The sequence below is a fragment of the Paroceanicella profunda genome (genome assembly GCF_005887635.2).
Taxonomy (GTDB): domain Bacteria; phylum Pseudomonadota; class Alphaproteobacteria; order Rhodobacterales; family Rhodobacteraceae; genus Paroceanicella; species Paroceanicella profunda.
Map to the genome: position 1 here is coordinate 1,207,274 of NZ_CP040818.1, position 17,045 is coordinate 1,224,318.

Consider the following 17,045-nt stretch of genomic DNA (forward strand, 5'->3'; position numbering starts at 1 on the left):
GCCGCACGCGCCACGCCCTTCCCTGCCAGCCCTGTCCTGTCGGCACAGTCCTGCCCACCCTGCCCGCCGGGATCAGCCCCACCCCGCGCGCCGCCTGCCGCGCACCGCGCCGGGCCGGTAGCGCCGACATATGGGCCGGATGCTGAAGGCCGGGCCGATGCGGCGCGAGGGACGCTCGCTCGTCACGCCCTCGATCACCTCGCAGGAGGAGGATGTCAGCCCCGACGCGCTCGACAGCACGGGAGTGTGATGGAGGGGATCCCGCTCGAGGCCATCCTCTGTCCGGCGGCGGTGCCGTCCGGCCCGCGCCGGGACCCGGCGAAGGGCCGCGGCAGGGGGGCCCCGGCGGTCGTCCCCGCCGGCGCAGGGCGCCCCGAAACGGAACCGGCGCCCCGACAGGCGGGACGCCGGCCCGGCATCGCGTCCGGAGAAGATGACGCCGATACGTAGATCAATGATTTTGTGTGAAACACTTGCAGCTATATGCGGCTTTACGCACACGCCTGGCTCTACTCACTAACACGTCCAGCAATACCACCCCACCTGGCAGGGTCCGGCCGAAGCCGATCCGATCTCGACATCGCTGGTCTCGCCGCTACCAATGGAGTAACTCTCGCATGATCTTTTCGAGGGTACTGTGCAATTGCGCACGTTCCGAGCATTGCGCAGGAACCCCGTGACGAAATAGGCTTGCCACACCTCGAAACCGCCGAACCGGGAGACACCTGCCATGGCCGAGCCGACAGGGCGGAAACTCTGGGGCCTGACCGTCCGGTTCAGGGAAGGATCGCTGCTGAGCATGCTCGAACAGCCGTCGCTGGACGCGCTCGGCATGCGCTGGCGGGCGCGCAACTACCCGCTGGGCAGCCTGATGATCAACGCGGACGACCCCGAGCGGGACGTCTGGTTCCTGCTCACCGGCGCCGCGAAGGCCACCGTCTTCACCGAGAACGGCCGCGAGGTGGCCTTCCTGGGCCTCGCGCCGGGCGATTGCTTCGGCGAGTTCTCGGCCATCGACCAGGCGCCGCGCTCCTCCAGCGTGGTGGCGCAGACCGATTGCATCGCCGCGCGAATCTCCGCCACCGCCTTCCGCGACCTGGTGAGCGAGCGGCCGGACTTCTCCTTCGCCCTGTGCCGGATCCTGGTGGCCAAGCTGCGCGGCATGACCGAGCGGATGACCGACATTTCCGCGCTCACCGCGCCCCAGCGCGCCGCGCGCGAGGTGCTGCGCCTCGCGCGCGCCAACCGGCTGGGCACCTCCGACCGGGCGCGCATCGCCACGCCTCCCACCCAGCTCGAAATCGCCGGCTATCTCTCCACCAACCGCGAGACCGTGGCGCGCGAGATGGGCCGGATGCTCAAGGCCGGGCTGATCCGGCGCGAGGGACGCTCGCTCATCGTGCCCTCGATCACCGCGCTGGAGGAGGACATCACCCTCGACGCGCTCAACAGCACGGGGGTGTGATGGAAGGGATCCTGCTCGAGGCCATCCTCTACCTGGCGGCGGCGGTGGTGGCCGTGCCGCTGTCGAACCGGCTCGGGCTCGGCTCGGTGCTGGGCTACCTGATCGCCGGCGTGGTGATCGGGCCGATCCTCGGCTGGGTGGGCGAGGAAACCGGCGACATCCAGCATTTCGCCGAATTCGGCGTGGTGATGATGCTGTTCCTGATCGGGCTGGAACTGGACCCGGCCAAGCTGTGGCGCATGCGCTCGCGGCTGCTGGGGCTGGGCGGGCTGCAGATCAGCCTCACCGCGGGGCTGATCTCCGGCGGGCTCATCGCCTGGGGCTACCGATGGGAGCCGGCGCTGGCGGTGGGGCTGATCCTGGCGCTCTCCTCCACCGCGATCGTGCTGCAGACCCTGCGCGAACGCGGCTGGATGCGCCGCCCCGGCGGGCAGACCGCCTTCGCCATCCTGCTGTTCCAGGACATCGCGGTGATCCCCATCATCGCGATGCTGCCGCTGCTGGCGCTGGACGGCCCCGGCGCGGGGGCGGGGGCGGAGGTGCTCTCCACCGGCTCGCTGGTCGCGGCGCTGCCGGACTGGGCGCATGCGCTGGTCATCCTCGCCGAGATGACGGCGATCATCGTGGGCGGGCGCTATCTCAGCCGCCCGGTGTTCCGCTTCATCGCCCGCGGCCGCCTCACCGAGATCTTCGCCGCCGCCACGCTGCTGCTCATCATCGGCATCTCCTGGGCGATGGGCTATGTCGGGCTCACTCCGGCGCTCGGCGCCTTCACCGCCGGCGTGGCGCTCTCGGGCAGCGAATACCGCCACGAGATCGAATCGCATATCGAGCCGTTCAAGGGCCTGCTGCTGGGGCTGTTCTTCATCACGGTCGGCGCCGGGTTCGACCTGTTCGCCCTCTTCGCGGACCCGCTGCCGATCATCGCGGCCACGCTGGCGCTGATGGCGGTGAAATTCCTCGTCGTGCTGCTGCTCACCAGGGTGTTCCGGCTCGGCTCGGGAGATTCGATGCTGGTGTCGCTGGGGCTGGCGCAGGCGGGGGAATTCGCCTTCGTGCTCATCACCTTCGCCACCGGCGCCAACGTGCTGCCCGCCAGCGTGACCGCGCCGCTCTCGCTGGTGGTGGCGCTGTCGATGCTGGCCAGCCCGCTGCTGTTCGTGCTGGCCGCGCGCCAGTTGCGCCGCCCTGCCGCCGCCGCCGCCCCGCGCGAGGCCGACGTGATCGAGGAGACCGGCACGGTGATCATCGCCGGCATCGGCCGCTTCGGCCAGATCGTCCAGCGCATGATGACCGGCATCGGCCTGCCGGTGGTGGTGGTGGACAATGCCGCGGAGCGGGTGGGCGTGGTCGGGCATTTCGGCCAGAAGGCCTATTACGGAGACCCGGCGCGCCCGGAGATCCTGCGCGCCGCCGGCATCGCCGAGGCAAGCGTGCTGGTCGTCGCCATCGACGACCGGGAGAAGGCGGTGCAGCTCACCGCCATGGCCAAGCACACCTGGCCCGAGGTGCGGGTGATCGCCCGGGCCTATGACCGCATCCACCAGTACGAACTGATGGACGCAGGCGCGGACATCGTGGTGCGCGAGACCTTCCATTCCGCGCTGGAGACCGCACGCCAGACCCTGCTCTCGCTGGGCAAGGAGGCGCATGCGGTCGACCGGCTGGTCGAGACCTTCGCCCGCCATGACGCCCGCAGCGTGAAGGATCTCTACAGCTTCTGGGACCGCCGGGTGGCGATGCATCTCAACACCTCCTACGTGAACGAGAGCCGGCTTCGCTTCGAGACCCTGCGCGAGGTGCTGCGCCAGGAACGCGCCGTCGCGCTGCGCGAGGCCGGAACCTTCGACACCCCCGACACGGACCGCGCCCCCGCGCCGGAGCCGGACCTTGCCGGCGCCGCGCAGGCGGAAACGGTCGGCCCGCCGCCTGCCTCCGTGCGGGACTGATCCCGCGCCGTCGCCTCCGCCGCCCGGGGGCGGCGTGAGGGGCGGCCACCCGGGCGGGATGGCGCCTCCCACCAGGCCGGGCGCTCCCCCGGCGGGAGGCGCCTCCCCACGCCGGGCGCAGCCCCGGCGGGACGAAATCTCTCCGCATGCGAGGCGTACCGCTGGCCTGACGACGCCTCCCCGCACGCCGGACACGCCGGCGAGACGGGGCTTCCCCACGCCCGGTGCGCAACGGCGCCTGCCCGCACGCCGGGCGCACGCCCGGCGCGAGTGTGTCTCTCCACACACCGGGTGCGCGCCGTCCCGCACGCGAGGCACACGCCCGGCGCGACACGCGAGGCGCGCACCCGGCGCGGGGGCGTCTCTCCGCACACCGGGCGCGACGTGCCAGCCCGGAGCCCGTTCCGGCACACCTTCCCGGCACGGGGCCGCGCAGGGGGCCAGCGCGCGACACTGTCGCGCCACGGCGGCTTTTTCTCGACAAGCCGGCCCCGCACGCCCTAACAGGGGGCACGTACCGCCCCGCCACCGCGGGCTCCGCGCCCTGCCTTCGCACGCCCCCGTGCGCCGCCCGCCGGCCCCGGGGCCAGCCGGCAGGCAGGCTCTCGCGCGCCGGGCCCGCCACATCACCCGTTCGGACACAGATCATCCCCATGCAGAAGACCGTCTTCATCATCGGCCGACAGCGCAGCGGCACCACCGTTCTCCGCGAGCTCTTCATGAAATACGGCGCCTTCAATGCCGATGAGGCCTTCCACGGCGACATCACCCGGCCGCACCGCTTCTACGGCTACCTCGCCCGGCGGGTGGCCGAGGAACCCCGGCTGGTGAACACCGCGCACCACGGCTGGCTGTTCCGCGAGTACCTGCAGGAGCTGCACCGGCTGGCGGAGGGCAGCCCGGTGGTGATCGACCTGAAGTATTTCGCGCTGAACGCCATCCCCCCCGAGGGCCCGTTCACCGGGCAGGTGCCCTACCTGGTGCGCTTCATGGAGGAGACCCGGCCGCCGGTGTTCCACATCATCCGCCGCAACAAGCTGCGCATGCACATCTCCGAGGAGATGGCGCGCAAGACCGGGAAATGGTCCGCCCGCCACGCCGGCGACATGCCGCCCGAAAAGGGCAGGGTGACGATCGACCCGGTTCAGACCGTGCTGCGCATCCGCACCATGATCGAGGATGACCGGGCGGTGAAGCTGATGTTCGCCAATGTGCCGAATCGCCGGGAGTTCATCTACGAGACGATGTTCCGGCCGGACGGGAGCTTCGCGCCCTTCGTGACCGCCGGCGCCGGGCAGGTGCTGGAGCGCGCGGACCTCGATGCCACGCCGAGCAACATGCGCATGAACCCCGAGCCCGTGTCCGCCCTGGTGGAGAACCACGACGCCCTGGCGGAGAGCGTGCGCGCCGCCGGCTATGGCTGGATGCTCGACTGACCACAGGCGGCCCCGGCCCCCGCTCCGGCCCCGCCGTGCCGCAGCGATGCGGGTCTCCCCCGACTGGCGCAGCACCCTGTCGGCAAGCCGGCCCGCGGCCGGAACGCTTGCCCGCGACGGACGCCCGGGAACGGCGCCGCGCGGCCGACGGCGGGGGCTCCCGGCCGGTCTCCGCCTCCGGCCGTCAGGCCGGGGCGGAGGGAGGGGCGGAGCCGGGTTCGGGCGCGGCGGCGGCTGCCTCTGCGGCGGTCCAGTAGCCGCAGCGCCGCATGTTTTCACCGCAGGTTTCCACGAACAGCGCCTTCTGCGCCGGCGACCAGTCCATGTCCTCCAGCAGCGGCGCGCGCGGCGGCGCCAGCGGCACGGTGCTCGTGCTGCTGCCGGCGCCGAAATAGGCCTCGATCTCGTCGCGGCTCCAGCGGTTTTCCAGGGCGAGGTGGGCGCAGATTTCCTGGTGGATGCGCCAGCTGTCGGTTTTCAGCGCGTCCATCTCGATCTCGTAGCAGCGGTCCGCGATGCGGTCCTTCACGCGGAACCAGGCGTCGAGCGCGCTCTGCCACATGCCGCAGGCATCCTTGAAGCCGCGCCGTTCCCAGTTGCGCAGGTTGGAGGCGACATTCTCGATGCCGTTGCGGTGCACGTGGATGAACCGCGCCTCCGGCAGGCAGCGGTGGAGGGCGGGTGCCGCGTCCAGCATCTGGAAGCCGGGGGTCTTGTCGTAGTAATCCTCGTGGTGGTGGTGCTCGGAGATCAGCGCGTCGAGGCTCAGGACCAGATGGTCGATGATGGTGCGCTTGCCGATCCGGTTGATCTCGAACGCATTCTCCGGGATGGACTTCTGGATGGCGCGGTTGCCCTGCATCAGGTGCGGCACCAGCCGGTAGATGTGCCCCTCCGCGTAGCCGCGAAAGCCCAGCACCTCCTTGAAATAGGCGGCGAGCTTCGAGGTTCCGGAGCGATGCGCCCCGAGAATGAAAACCTTGCGCATGGTCTGGTCCTCCGGTCCGGCAATTGCCCCGAGGCTTAGCCCCGGCACGGGGCCGGGGGCAAGCGCCGCGCGGGCCTCAGCCGCAGGTGCGCCGCAGCAGATCGACCCAGTTGCCCCAGCAGATCCGCGCGATGAGCGTCTCGCCGAAGCCCGCGTCGCGCATGGCCGCGACGAGGTTCTGCAGCCCGGCGGCGGAGCCGATGCCCTCCGGGATCAGAGCGCCGTCGAAGTCCGACCCCAGCGCCACGCCGCCCTCGCCCAGCCGCTCCACCAGATGGGCGAGATGCGCCACGCAGACCGAGAGCGGCGTGTCGGCGCTCTTGCGGCCGTCCTCGCGCAAGAAGCTCACCGCGTAGTTCAGCCCCACCACGCCACCCGTGGCCGCGATCGCGTCGAGCTGCCGGTCCGTGAGGTTGCGCGAGGAGGGGGCGATGGCGTGCACGTTGGAATGGGTGGCGACGAGGGGCGCGTCGGAGAGCTTCTCCACCTCCCAGAAGCCGGCCTCGTTCAGGTGCGAGAGGTCGACCACGATGCCCAGCCGGTTGCACTCCGCCACCAGCCGCCGCCCGGCGTCGGTGAGGCCGGGCCCGGTGTCCGGCGAGGAGGGGAAGCGGAACGGCACCCCGTGCCCGAAGATGTTCGGCCGCGACCACACCGGCCCGAGCGAGCGCAGCCCGGCCGCATGCAGCACGTGCAGTTCATCGAGATCCGCGCCGATGCCCTCGCAGCCCTCCACGTGCAGGATGGCGGCGATGGCGCCGGCGGCCTGCGCGGCGTCGATCTCCGCGGCGCTGCGGCAGATGCGGATGGCGTCCGGCCGGGCGGCGGCCATGCGGATCAGAACGGAGGCGATCTCCAGCGTGGCGCGCCGGGCCTGGGACGTGCCCACGCTGCCGATGGGCGGCATCTCCAGAACCTCGCCGTCATCGCCGTCATCCGGCTCGGGCTGGGCCGGGCCGTTGGGCACGAAGACGGCGAAGAAGCCGCCCGCCAGCCCGCCGGCCCGCGCCTTCGGCAGGTCGACGTGCCCGGCGCGACCGTCGAAGAAGCTCTGCCCCATGCGGTCCCCCGCACGCCAGAGGTGGAGAAGCACGTCATTGTGGCCGTCGAAAACCGGCTGTGTCATCGGATCGCTCCCTCCCGCGCCGGGAGGATGCGCGGCCCGGGCGGATAAATCAGTGTTGCTGACCATCTGGACAACAGGGCGCGGTCGTTGTCAAACTTCCCCCAAGGCGTCCCTCGACGGCCGCCTCCGAAAAACAGGGAGCTACCAATGATCTTCAACCCCCTCCTCAGGAAGGCGGGGCCGGCTGTCATGGCCGCGCTCCTGCTTGGTGCCGCACCCCAGGCGATGATGGCCGAGACCCCGGCCGACACGCTGGTGATTGCCGACGCCATCGACGACATCGTCTCGCTTGACCCGGCCGAGGCCTTCGAATGGTCCGGCGGCAACCTGCTCAACAACGTGTACGACACGCTGGTGGAGCTGGACCCGGCGAACCTGGGCCCGCTGGTGCCCGGCCTCGCCGAGAGCTGGGAGGTGGCCGACGACGGGCTGACTTACACCTTCAAGATGCGCTCGGACGCGAAATTCGCCTCCGGCAACCCGGTGACGGCCGAGGACGCCGCCTGGACCCTGCAGCGCGCCGTGAAGCTGGACAAGACGCCCTCCTTCATCCTCACCCAGTTCGGCTTCACCCCCGAGAACGTGGACGAGAAGATCTCCTATGAGGGCGACACGCTGACCATCGTCGTCGACAAGCCCTACGCGCCGTCGTTCTTCTACAACTGCCTCACCGCCACCATCGGCTCGATCATCGACAAGAAGACCGCGCTGGAACACGAGGTGGACGGCGACATGGGCTACGAGTGGCTCAAGACCAACACCGCCGGCTCCGGCGCCTATCACCTGCGCGCCTACAAGCCCTCCGACAGCTACATCCTGGAGGCCAATGACGGCTACTGGCGCGGCGACGTGGCGATGAAGCGCGTCTTCGTGCGCCACGTGCCCGAGCCCGCCACCGAGCGCCTGCTGCTGGAGAAGGGCGACATCGACATCGCCCGCAAGCTCACCCCGGTGGACATCGAGGGCATCGCCGGCAACGAGGACCTGAAGGTGGAGGACACCGAGAAGGGCCAGATCATGTATCTCGCCCTCAACCAGAAGGTGGAGGCGCTGGCCAACCCGAAGGTCATCGAGGCGATGAAGTACCTGGTGGATTACGAGGGCATGTCCTCCTCCTTCCTCAAGGGCCAGTACGAGGTGCACCAGGCCTTCCTGCCCAACGGTTTCCTCGGCGCGCTCTCCGACACGCCCTATTCGCTGGACGTGGAGAAGGCCAAGGGCCTGCTGGCGGAGGCCGGGGTGAGCGACCTCTCCTTCACCATCACGGTGCGCAACAACCAGGACCGGCTGGAAATGGCCCAGTCGATCCAGAACACCTTCGGCCAGGCCGGCATCGGTATCGAGCTGAACGTGGGCACCGGCAAGGAAGTGCTGGGCGAATACCGCGCCCGCGAGCACCAGATCGCCCTGGAGGGCTGGGGCCCGGACTATCCGGACCCGCACACAAACGCCGACACGTTCGCCCGCAACCCGGACAACTCGGACGAGGCGAAGCTGACCGGCCTGCTGGCCTGGCGCACCGCCTGGGCCGTGCCCCAGGAGATGCAGGACGAGGTGGACGCCGCCGTGCTGGAGAAGGATTCCGACACCCGCGCGCAGATGTATCTCGACGTCCAGAAGCAGCACCAGGCGGAATCGCCCTTCATCCCGATGTTCCAGATCATCCAGCAGAACGCGATGCGTGCGAATGTGGAGGGGTTCAACGCCGGCGGCTCGATCCACTCCGCCTTCTACTGGTCGGTCACGAAGTGACCATGGCCGGGGGCGCCGCCGCGCGCCCCCGCCGATTCCCTCATGGCTGAAAGCACCCTCATCGCCTCCTCGCCGCTGCTGCGCACCGCGCGGCAGGTCGGCGGCTTCGCGGTCACCCTCGCGGTGACCCTGCTCGGCCTGCTGGCCGTCACCTTCGTGATCGGCCGCGTGGTGCCGATCGACCCCGTGCTCGCCGTGGTGGGCGAGCGCGCCACCACGGCGCAATACGAGGCGGCGCGCGAGGCGCTCGGCCTGAACGAGCCGCTCGTCACCCAGTTCCTGATCTACGTGGGTGACGCGCTGCGCGGCGATTTCGGCCGCGCCCTGCTCACCTCCCAGCCGGTGCTGGACGATATCGCCCGCGTCTTCCCCGCCACGCTGGAGCTTTCGACCATCGCCACCATCTTCGGGGTTCTGCTGGGCGTGCCGGCGGGCGTGCTGGCCGCCACGCGGCCCGGCACCTGGATCGACCAGCTGGTGCGGCTGATCGGCCTCGCGGGCTATTCCATGCCGATCTTCTGGCTCGGGCTCATCGGGCTGCTGGTGTTCTACGGCAACCTCGGCTGGGTGGGCGGGCCGGGGCGGCTGGACACCTCCTACCAGTTCACCTTCGAACTGGACGTCACCCCGGTGACCGGCATGATCCTGATCGACAGCGCGCTGGCCGGCGCCTGGGACGTGTTCGCCAACGCGCTCACCCACATCGTCCTGCCCGCCGGGGTGCTGGGCTACTACTCCATGGCCTACATCAGCCGCATGACCAGGAGCTTCATGATGAACGAGCTCTCCCAGGAATATGTCACCACCGCCCGGGTGAAGGGCATGCCGGAATGGCGCGTCATCTGGGTGCATGCGCTGCGCAACGTGGCGGTGCCGCTCATCACGGTGATCGCGCTCTCCTACGCCAACCTGCTGGAGGGATCGGTGCTGACGGAGACCGTCTTCGCCTGGCCCGGCCTCGGCCTCTACATCACCAACGCGCTGTTCTCGGCCGACATGAACGCGGTGATGGGCGGCACTGTGATCGTGGGCGCCACGTTCGTGGCCCTGAACATGATCTCCGACGTGCTCTACAAGCTGGTCGACCCGAGGGCGCGCACATGAGCGCCGCATCCTCCTGGCTGCGCGACCCGAACCCGCGCTCGCGCCTGCAGGCCCGGGCCGGGCAGGCCTGGCTGGGCTGGCTGCGCTTCGCGCGCAACCCGCTGGCGATGACCGGGCTCATCATCGTGCTGGCCCTGCTCTTCGCCGCCGCCGCGGCGCCGCTGATCGCCACGCATGACCCCGTGGCGCAGGAGCTCTCCGGCCGGCTGCAGCCGCCGGGCAGCCCCGGCTATCTCCTCGGCTCCGACGAGTTCGGGCGGGACATCTGGTCCCGCCTGGTGTTCGGCGCGCGCATCACCCTCTACATCGTGGCGCTGGTGACGGTGACCGCCCCGGTCTTCGGGCTGATCATCGGCACGGTCTCGGGCTATTTCGGCGGCTGGGTGGACACGGTGCTGATGCGGGTGACGGACATCTTCCTCGCCTTCCCGCGGCTCATCCTCGCGCTTGCCTTCGTGGCGGCGCTGGGGCCGGGCATCGAGAACGCGGTCTTCGCCATCGCCCTCACCGCCTGGCCGCCCTATGCCCGCGTGGCCCGGGCCGAGACGCTCACCGTGCGCACCTCCGACTACATCGCCGCCGTGCGCCTGCAGGGCGCGGGGGCGGGGCGGATCATCCTCGGCCACGTGATGCCGATGTGCCTGCCGTCCGTCATCATCCGCGTCACGCTCGACATGGCGGGGATCATCCTCACCGCCGCCGGGCTGGGCTTCCTCGGGCTCGGCGCGCAGCCGCCGCTGCCGGAATGGGGGCTGATGATCTCCTCGGGGCGCAAGTTCCTGTTCGACCAGTGGTGGGTGGCCACCATGCCGGGCCTCGCCATCTTCATCGTCTCGCTCGGGTTCAACCTGCTCGGCGACGGGCTGCGCGACGTGCTCGACCCAAGGAGTGCCAGCCGATGACCACCCCCCTGCTGGAGATCGACGACCTGCACGTGAGCTTCCACACCGCCGCCGGCGTGGTGGAGGCGGTGCGCGGGGTGAGCTTCTCGCTGGGGCGCGAGCGCCTCGGCATCGTGGGCGAGAGCGGCTCGGGCAAGACGATGACCGGCCGTTCCGTGCTGCGCCTCATCCGCCCGCCCGGGCGCATCACCGCGACGGCGATGCGCTTCGACGGGCAGGACCTGCTCACCCTCCCCGAGGGCCGCATGCGCGCGTTGCGTGGCAACCGCATCGCCATGGTGATGCAGGACCCGAAATACTCCCTCAACCCGGTGATGAAGGTGGGCGACCAGCTCACCGAAGGCCTGCGCCGCCTTGCCCGGGTGGGCCGGGCCGAGGCGCGCCGCCGCGCGGTGGAGGCGCTGAACGCGGTGCAGATCCGCGACCCGGACCGGGTGATGGACGCCTACCCGCACGAGCTTTCCGGCGGCATGGGCCAGCGGGTGATGATCGCGATGATGCTGATCCCGGGCCCGGACCTGCTGATCGCGGACGAACCCACCTCCGCGCTCGATGTCACCGTTCAGGCCGAGGTGCTGCGCATCCTCGACGCGCTGGTGCGCGAGCGCGGCATGGGGCTGATCTTCATCAGCCATGACCTGCGCCTGGTCAGCCGCTTCTGCGACCGGGTGCTGGTGATGTACCGCGGCCGGGTGGTGGAGGAGCTGGACGCGAAGGGGCTCGATTCCGCGCAGCACCCCTACACCCGCGGCCTGCTCAACTGCCTGCCGCGCATCGGCGGAGACCGCGGGCCCCTGCCCACGCTCTCGCGCGACGCGGCCTGGGCGGAGTGAGCGGCATGTCCTTCATCGAGATCGAGAACCTCGAGGTCACCTTCCGCGTCAAGGGCCGGCTGGTGCATGCCGTGCGCGGGGTGAGCCTCGCCGTGAACCGCCACGAGAGCTTCGGCCTCGTGGGCGAGAGCGGCTCGGGCAAGAGCACCATCCTGCGCGCCATCTGCGGCATGGCACCGGTGAGCGCCGGCAGCATCCGCATCGACGGCAAGCCCCTGCGCCACGGCCGCGCCTTCACCCGGCAGGTGCAGATGGTGTTCCAGGACCCGTTCGCCTCGCTCCACCCGCGCCACACGGTGGACCGCACGCTCTCCGAGCCGCTGGCCATCCACGGCATCGGAGACCGCGACGCGCGGGTGAACCGCGCGCTGGAGGACGTGGGCCTGGGCCGCGGCTTCCGCTTCCGCTTCCCGCACCAGCTTTCCGGCGGCCAGCGCCAGCGCGTCGCCATCGCCCGGGCACTGATGCTGGAGCCGGAAATCCTGCTGCTGGACGAACCCACCTCGGCGCTCGATGCCTCCGTGCAGGCCGAGGCGCTGAACCTGCTCTCCCGCCTGCGCGAGGAACGGGGCCTCACCTTCCTGATGGTGAGCCATGACCTCGCGGTGGTCGACCACATGTGCGACAGGCTGCTGGTGATGAAGGAGGGCAAATCGGTGGAGCAGCTCGACCGCGCCGCCCTCGCCGGGGGCACCATGCAATCGGCCTATACCCGCGAGCTCTTCGCCGCCAGCGCCGACCGCCTGACGAGCTGAAGCCGCCGCCCCCGGAACCGGGCGCGGCCGCCCGGCCCCGCGAGCGGGCGCGCGAAAACGCGGGGCAGTGCCGTGGCATGACGTGGCGGATCACCCCGTGGCGGAAGCACGCGGCTTCGCTCCGGATCAAGACCACGCACACGACGCGACGCCCGAGCCGGACACCCGTCACCCCGGGTCATCCGGGACGGACCACCTGATGAGCACGGAACACGGTTGCCGGCTGGCGCAGTCCCGCGCCTGTCGGGTGCGCGCGGACAGACGCACCCACAAGGGTCTGCCGTCTCCCCGCTTCCACTGGCCACCTGCCCGCCATTGGCCGCACGGTCCCTACCGGCCACGCATCCGCGTTCGGGCGCACCCGCCTGCGCGCGGCCGATCGCAGGCGCCCGGGATGGACGTCTCCGGCTCCGCGCTTCAGGACGCCCGTTCCTTGCGCCGCGTCGCCGGTCGGGTGCCGGCGGGTGCCTGTCCTTCCTTGCGCATCACCCGGTTGCGCGGCTCCGCCTCCTGCTGTGCCGGGCGGTGAGCCTGCGGTCCGAGGCAGGCCGACCGCCGGTCGGGCCCGCGCAGCGGCCGGCCCGGATTCATGAAGCAGAGCGACAAGTGCATCCCGGATCGGCGGGGTTTTCGGCCCGGGCCGCCGCGCCAGATGAAATACCCGGGCCCGCCGGCGCAACGTCTGCCGTCCGACATGCGTTCAGCCCTGAGCGACTTTGCCACAAGCTATCAAGACGTGCGCCCGCGGACGTCCGCCAGAGACAAGGATCGAAACCATGACCCCACCAAACGCGATCGACCGCACCCGCCCGGCACCGGTGGCATCCGACACCCCGGCCGCCCGCCCCGCGCCCGCCTCCTCCCGCCCGACGACCTCCCGGCTCGCGCTGCGCATCAACGGCACGGCGCATGACCTGCAGGTGGACAACCGCACCACGCTGCTCGACCTGCTGCGCGAGACCCTCGGGCTCACCGGCTCGAAGAAGGGCTGCGACCACGGCCAGTGCGGCGCCTGCACGGTGATGGTGAACGGGCGCCGGGTGAACGCCTGCCTGTCCCTCGCCGTGATGCACCAGGAGGACGAGATCACCACCATCGAGGGGATCGGCACGCCGGAGGCGCTCGACCCGATGCAGGCGGCCTTCATTGCCCATGACGGATTCCAGTGCGGCTATTGCACGCCCGGCCAGGTGTGCTCCGCCAAGGCCGTTCTGGAGGAGATCCGCGCCGGCATCCCCAGCCACGTGAGCGCAGACCTCACCGCGCCGATTCAGATCACCGAGGAGGAGATCCGCGAGCGGATGAGCGGCAACCTCTGCCGCTGCGGCGCCTATGCCAACATCCTCGCCGCGATCACCGAAGTGGCGGAGGCGCAGTCATGAGAGGCTTCAGCTACGAACGTCCCGCCACCCCGGCCGAGGCCGCGCAGGCCGCCATGGCCACCGAGGGCGCGAAATTCATTGCCGGCGGCACCAATCTCGTCGACCTGATGAAACTGCAGATCGAGGCACCCTCGCACCTGATCGACGTGACGGGCCTCGGGCTCGACACCATCGAGGACACGCCGGAGGGGGGCCTGCGCATCGGCGCCATGGTGCGCAACACCGATCTCGCGGCGCATCCGCGCGTGCGGCGCGACTACGCGCTGCTGACACGGGCGCTGGTGGCCGGGGCCTCCGGGCAGTTGCGCAACAAGGCCACCACGGCCGGCAACCTGCTGCAGCGCACCCGCTGCCCGTATTTCTACGACACCGACCAGCCGTGCAACAAGCGCGTGCCGGGCTCCGGCTGCCCGGCGGTGGCGGGTTTCTCCCGCCAGCTCGGCATCGTGGGCACCTCGGACGCCTGCATTGCCACCCATCCCTCCGACATGGCCATCGCGATGCGCGCCCTCGATGCGGTGGTCGAGACGGTGACCGCCACCGGCGAGACCCGCGCAATTCCCATCGCGGACTTCCATCGCCTGCCCGGCGACACGCCCGAAAACGAGACCGATCTCGCCGAGGGCGAGCTGATCACCGCCGTGGTGCTGCCGGCGCCGCCGGGGGGGGTGCACCTCTACCACAAGGCGCGCGACCGGGCCTCCTACGCCTTCGCGCTGGTGTCCGTGGGGGTGATCGTGCAGCCCGACGGCAGCGGCCGGGTGGCCATGGGCGGCGTGGCGCCGAAACCCTGGCGGGTGGAGGCGGCCGAGGCGGCCCTGCCCGAAGGGGCCCGCGCCGTGACCGAGGCGATGTTCGCCGATGCGCGCCCCACGGCGCAGAACGCCTTCAAGCTGCCGCTGGCAGAGCGCGCGCTGGCGCTGCTGCTGCAGAAAGCGAGGACCTGACATGCTCTACGACAGCCCCGCAACCGACACCCCCATCGAGCGGCTCCGCGTCGTCGGCCAGCCGCACCCGCGCATCGACGGCGCGCTGAAGACCACCGGCACCGCGCCCTACGCCTATGAGCGGCATGACGTGGCCGAGGGACAGGTCTACGGGTGGCCCGTGGTGGCCGGCATCCCGAAGGGCCGCATCCTGGGCATCGACACCCTCGCCGCCCGCGGGGCGCCCGGCGTGCTCGGCATCGTCACCGCGCCGGAGGTGGGCCCGCACGAGAACGGCCCGATGAACACCGCGCTGCTGTTCGGCGGCGACCGGGTGCAGCACTACCACCAGGCCATCGCCGTGGTGATCGCGGAGACCTTCGAGCAGGCCCGCGCCGCGGCCGCCCTCGTCTCGGTGGACTATGCCCCCGAGGCGGGCCGCTTCGACCTGCACGCCGCCGCCGCCGCGCATGAGCCGGGCGACCCGGACATGAGCCACGGCGATTTCGAGAGCGCCTTCGCCGAAGCCCCGGTCACCATCGACCAGCGTTATTCCACTCCCGGCGAATACCACGCCGCGATGGAGCCGCATGCCACCATCGCCGCCTGGGAGGGCGACAGGCTCACGGTCTGGACCTCGAACCAGATGATCGCCTGGGCGCGGCGCGACCTGGCCACCGTGCTGGGCATCCCGCAGGAGAACATCCGCGTGGACAGCCCCTACATCGGTGGCGGTTTCGGCGGAAAGCTGTTCGTGCGCTCGGACGTGGTGATGGCCGCGCATGCCGCGCGGCGCGTCGGCCGCCCGGTGAAGGTGATGCTGCCGCGGCCCTTCATCACCAACAACGGCACCCACCGCGCCGCCACCCTGCAGCACATCCGCATCGGCGCGGGAACGGATGGCCGGATCACCGCGCTCTCCCACGAGAGCACCTCCGGCAACCTGCCCGGCGGCAGCCCGGAGACCGCGACCGCGCAGAGCGAGATGTTCTACGCCGGCGCCAACCGTATGACCCGGGTCAACCTCGTGGAGCTGGACCTGCCGGAGGGCAACGCCATGCGCGCGCCCGGCGAGACCCCGGGCCTGATGGCCCTCGAGATCGCGATGGACGAGATGGCCGAGGCACTGAAGATGGACCCGGTCGCCTTCCGCGCCCTCAACGACACCCAGGTGAACCCGGCAAACCCGGACCGCCGCTTCTCCCGGCGCAACTTCGTGGACTGCCTGGAGCGCGGCGCCGCGGCCTTCGGCTGGTCGGCGCGCAACCCGGTTCCGGGGCAGCGCCGCGAGGGGGACTGGCTGATCGGCCACGGCATGGCCGGGGCGTTCCGCGGCTCGCCGGCCCTGGCCTCCGGCGCGCGCGTGCGGCTGCAGCCGGACGGGAGGGTGATCGTCGAGAGCGACATGACGGACATCGGCACCGGCTCCTACACCATCATGGCCCAGACCGCGGCGGAGATGATGGGGCTCGAACTCGGGCAGATCGAGATGCGCCTGGGCGACAGCGACTATCCGGTGGCCGCAGGGTCCGGCGGGCAGTTCGGCGCCTCCTGCTCCACCGCCGGCGTCTATGCCGCCTGCGTGAAGCTGCGTGAGGCGGTGGCGAAGGCCCTCGGCCTGAACCAGGCGGAGATCGATTTCTCTGACGGCATGGTCCGCTCCGGCGCCCGCGCGATCCCGCTGGCCGAGGCGGCCGCGGGCGGGGAGATCGTGGTCGAGGACACGATCGAGTTCGGCGACTTCCGCAGTGCCGCGGAGCTGGACACTTTCGGGGCGCATTTCGTCGAGGTGGGGGTGAATGTCGCCACCGGCGAAACCCGGGTGCGGCGGATGCTGGCGGTCTGCGACTCTGGCCGCATCCTCAACCCGATCACCGCCCGCAGCCAGGTGATCGGCGCGATGACCATGGGCGTGGGCGCCGCGCTCTCCGAGGAACTGGCGGTGGACACGGCGCGCGGCTTCTTCGTGAACCACGACCTCGCGAGCTACGAGGTGCCGGTGCATTCCGACATCCCGTCGCAGGAGGTGATCTTCATCGAGGACACCGACGCCAATTCCTCGCCGCTGAAGGCAAAGGGCATCGGCGAACTGGGCCTGTGCGGTGTGGGCGCGGCCATCTCCAACGCGGTCTACAACGCCACCGGCGTGCGCGTGCGGGACTACCCGCTCACCCTCGACAAGCTGCTGGCCGGCTTGCCGGAGATCTGATCCGCCCGGCGCCACCGACCGGGCGCTTCCCCTCGCGGGACGCGCCCGGTTCCTCCGCCGCCCAGCGAACCGCCCGCCCCGCGGCGCGCGGCTCCGTGCGACGGCCTTGCGAGAAGTCCGCCCGTTGCCGCCAGCCCTGCGGAAGGAGCGCCCCAAACCCCCGGCGCCAGGACGCCGAGCGGGCATTGCCGGTCAGAGATTTTCCGAAACACCGCCCG

13 protein-coding genes are annotated in these 17,045 nt (G+C 70.7%); 11 read left to right on the forward strand and 2 right to left on the reverse strand.

The window, feature by feature from the left end; genetic code table 11:
* Positions 1–730 precede the first annotated feature (730 nt).
* The 3 genes from FDP22_RS05420 (at position 731) to FDP22_RS05430 (ending at position 4,850) form a co-directional block, all read left to right on the forward strand.
* Positions 731–1,465 (forward strand): Crp/Fnr family transcriptional regulator, encoded by a 735-nt coding sequence (locus FDP22_RS05420; protein WP_138575668.1) that lies wholly within the window; start codon positions 731–733, stop codon positions 1,463–1,465.
* Positions 1,465–3,414, forward strand: coding sequence for a monovalent cation:proton antiporter-2 (CPA2) family protein (locus tag FDP22_RS05425; RefSeq protein ID WP_138575669.1), 1,950 nt, complete (start codon positions 1,465–1,467; stop codon positions 3,412–3,414). The genes FDP22_RS05420 and FDP22_RS05425 overlap by 1 nt, the downstream gene beginning before the upstream one ends.
* A gap of 653 nt (positions 3,415–4,067) precedes the next feature.
* Positions 4,068–4,850, forward strand: a complete 783-nt coding sequence (locus FDP22_RS05430; protein WP_138575670.1) for a hypothetical protein — start codon at positions 4,068–4,070, stop codon at positions 4,848–4,850.
* Between the two features lie 184 nt (positions 4,851–5,034).
* On the opposite strand, the gene FDP22_RS05435 is transcribed toward FDP22_RS05430, so the two are convergent.
* Together FDP22_RS05435 and FDP22_RS05440 are read right to left on the reverse strand one after the other, a co-directional pair.
* The gene (locus FDP22_RS05435) at positions 5,035–5,838 is read right to left on the reverse strand and encodes a sulfotransferase family protein (protein WP_138575671.1); all 804 of its coding nucleotides are present in this window, start codon (positions 5,836–5,838) and stop codon (positions 5,035–5,037) included.
* A gap of 76 nt (positions 5,839–5,914) precedes the next feature.
* Complete coding sequence (locus FDP22_RS05440) at positions 5,915–6,964, reverse strand: dipeptidase (protein WP_138575672.1); 1,050 nt, start codon at positions 6,962–6,964, stop codon at positions 5,915–5,917.
* A 147-nt stretch (positions 6,965–7,111) separates the two neighbouring features.
* On the opposite strand from FDP22_RS05440, the gene FDP22_RS05445 reads away from it, so the two are divergent.
* The 8 genes from FDP22_RS05445 (at position 7,112) to paoC (ending at position 16,827) form a co-directional block, all read left to right on the forward strand.
* On the forward strand, positions 7,112–8,716 hold the full coding sequence (locus tag FDP22_RS05445) for an ABC transporter substrate-binding protein (protein ID WP_138575673.1): 1,605 nt from the start codon (positions 7,112–7,114) through the stop codon (positions 8,714–8,716).
* A gap of 42 nt (positions 8,717–8,758) precedes the next feature.
* On the forward strand, positions 8,759–9,820 hold the full coding sequence (locus FDP22_RS05450; protein WP_138575674.1) for an ABC transporter permease: 1,062 nt from the start codon (positions 8,759–8,761) through the stop codon (positions 9,818–9,820).
* Positions 9,817–10,722, forward strand: a complete 906-nt coding sequence (locus FDP22_RS05455; protein ID WP_138575675.1) for an ABC transporter permease — start codon at positions 9,817–9,819, stop codon at positions 10,720–10,722. Before FDP22_RS05450 ends, FDP22_RS05455 begins: the two co-directional genes overlap by 4 nt.
* The gene (locus FDP22_RS05460; RefSeq protein ID WP_138575676.1) at positions 10,719–11,555 is read left to right on the forward strand and encodes an ABC transporter ATP-binding protein; all 837 of its coding nucleotides are present in this window, start codon (positions 10,719–10,721) and stop codon (positions 11,553–11,555) included. The genes FDP22_RS05455 and FDP22_RS05460 overlap by 4 nt, the downstream gene beginning before the upstream one ends.
* Before the next feature lie 5 nt (positions 11,556–11,560).
* Positions 11,561–12,310: an ABC transporter ATP-binding protein gene (locus FDP22_RS05465; RefSeq protein ID WP_138575677.1), complete on the forward strand. Its 750-nt coding sequence runs from the start codon at positions 11,561–11,563 to the stop codon at positions 12,308–12,310.
* Between the two features lie 776 nt (positions 12,311–13,086).
* Positions 13,087–13,692 (forward strand): aldehyde dehydrogenase iron-sulfur subunit PaoA, encoded by a 606-nt coding sequence (gene paoA, locus FDP22_RS05470; protein ID WP_138575678.1) that lies wholly within the window; start codon positions 13,087–13,089, stop codon positions 13,690–13,692.
* Positions 13,689–14,639, forward strand: coding sequence for an FAD binding domain-containing protein (locus tag FDP22_RS05475; RefSeq protein ID WP_138575679.1), 951 nt, complete (start codon positions 13,689–13,691; stop codon positions 14,637–14,639). Before paoA ends, FDP22_RS05475 begins: the two co-directional genes overlap by 4 nt.
* A gap of 1 nt (position 14,640) precedes the next feature.
* A complete protein-coding gene (gene paoC / locus FDP22_RS05480) occupies positions 14,641–16,827 on the forward strand; it encodes an aldehyde oxidoreductase molybdenum-binding subunit PaoC (RefSeq protein ID WP_138575680.1) in 2,187 nt (728 codons plus the stop codon).
* Positions 16,828–17,045: the final 218 nt, after the last annotated feature.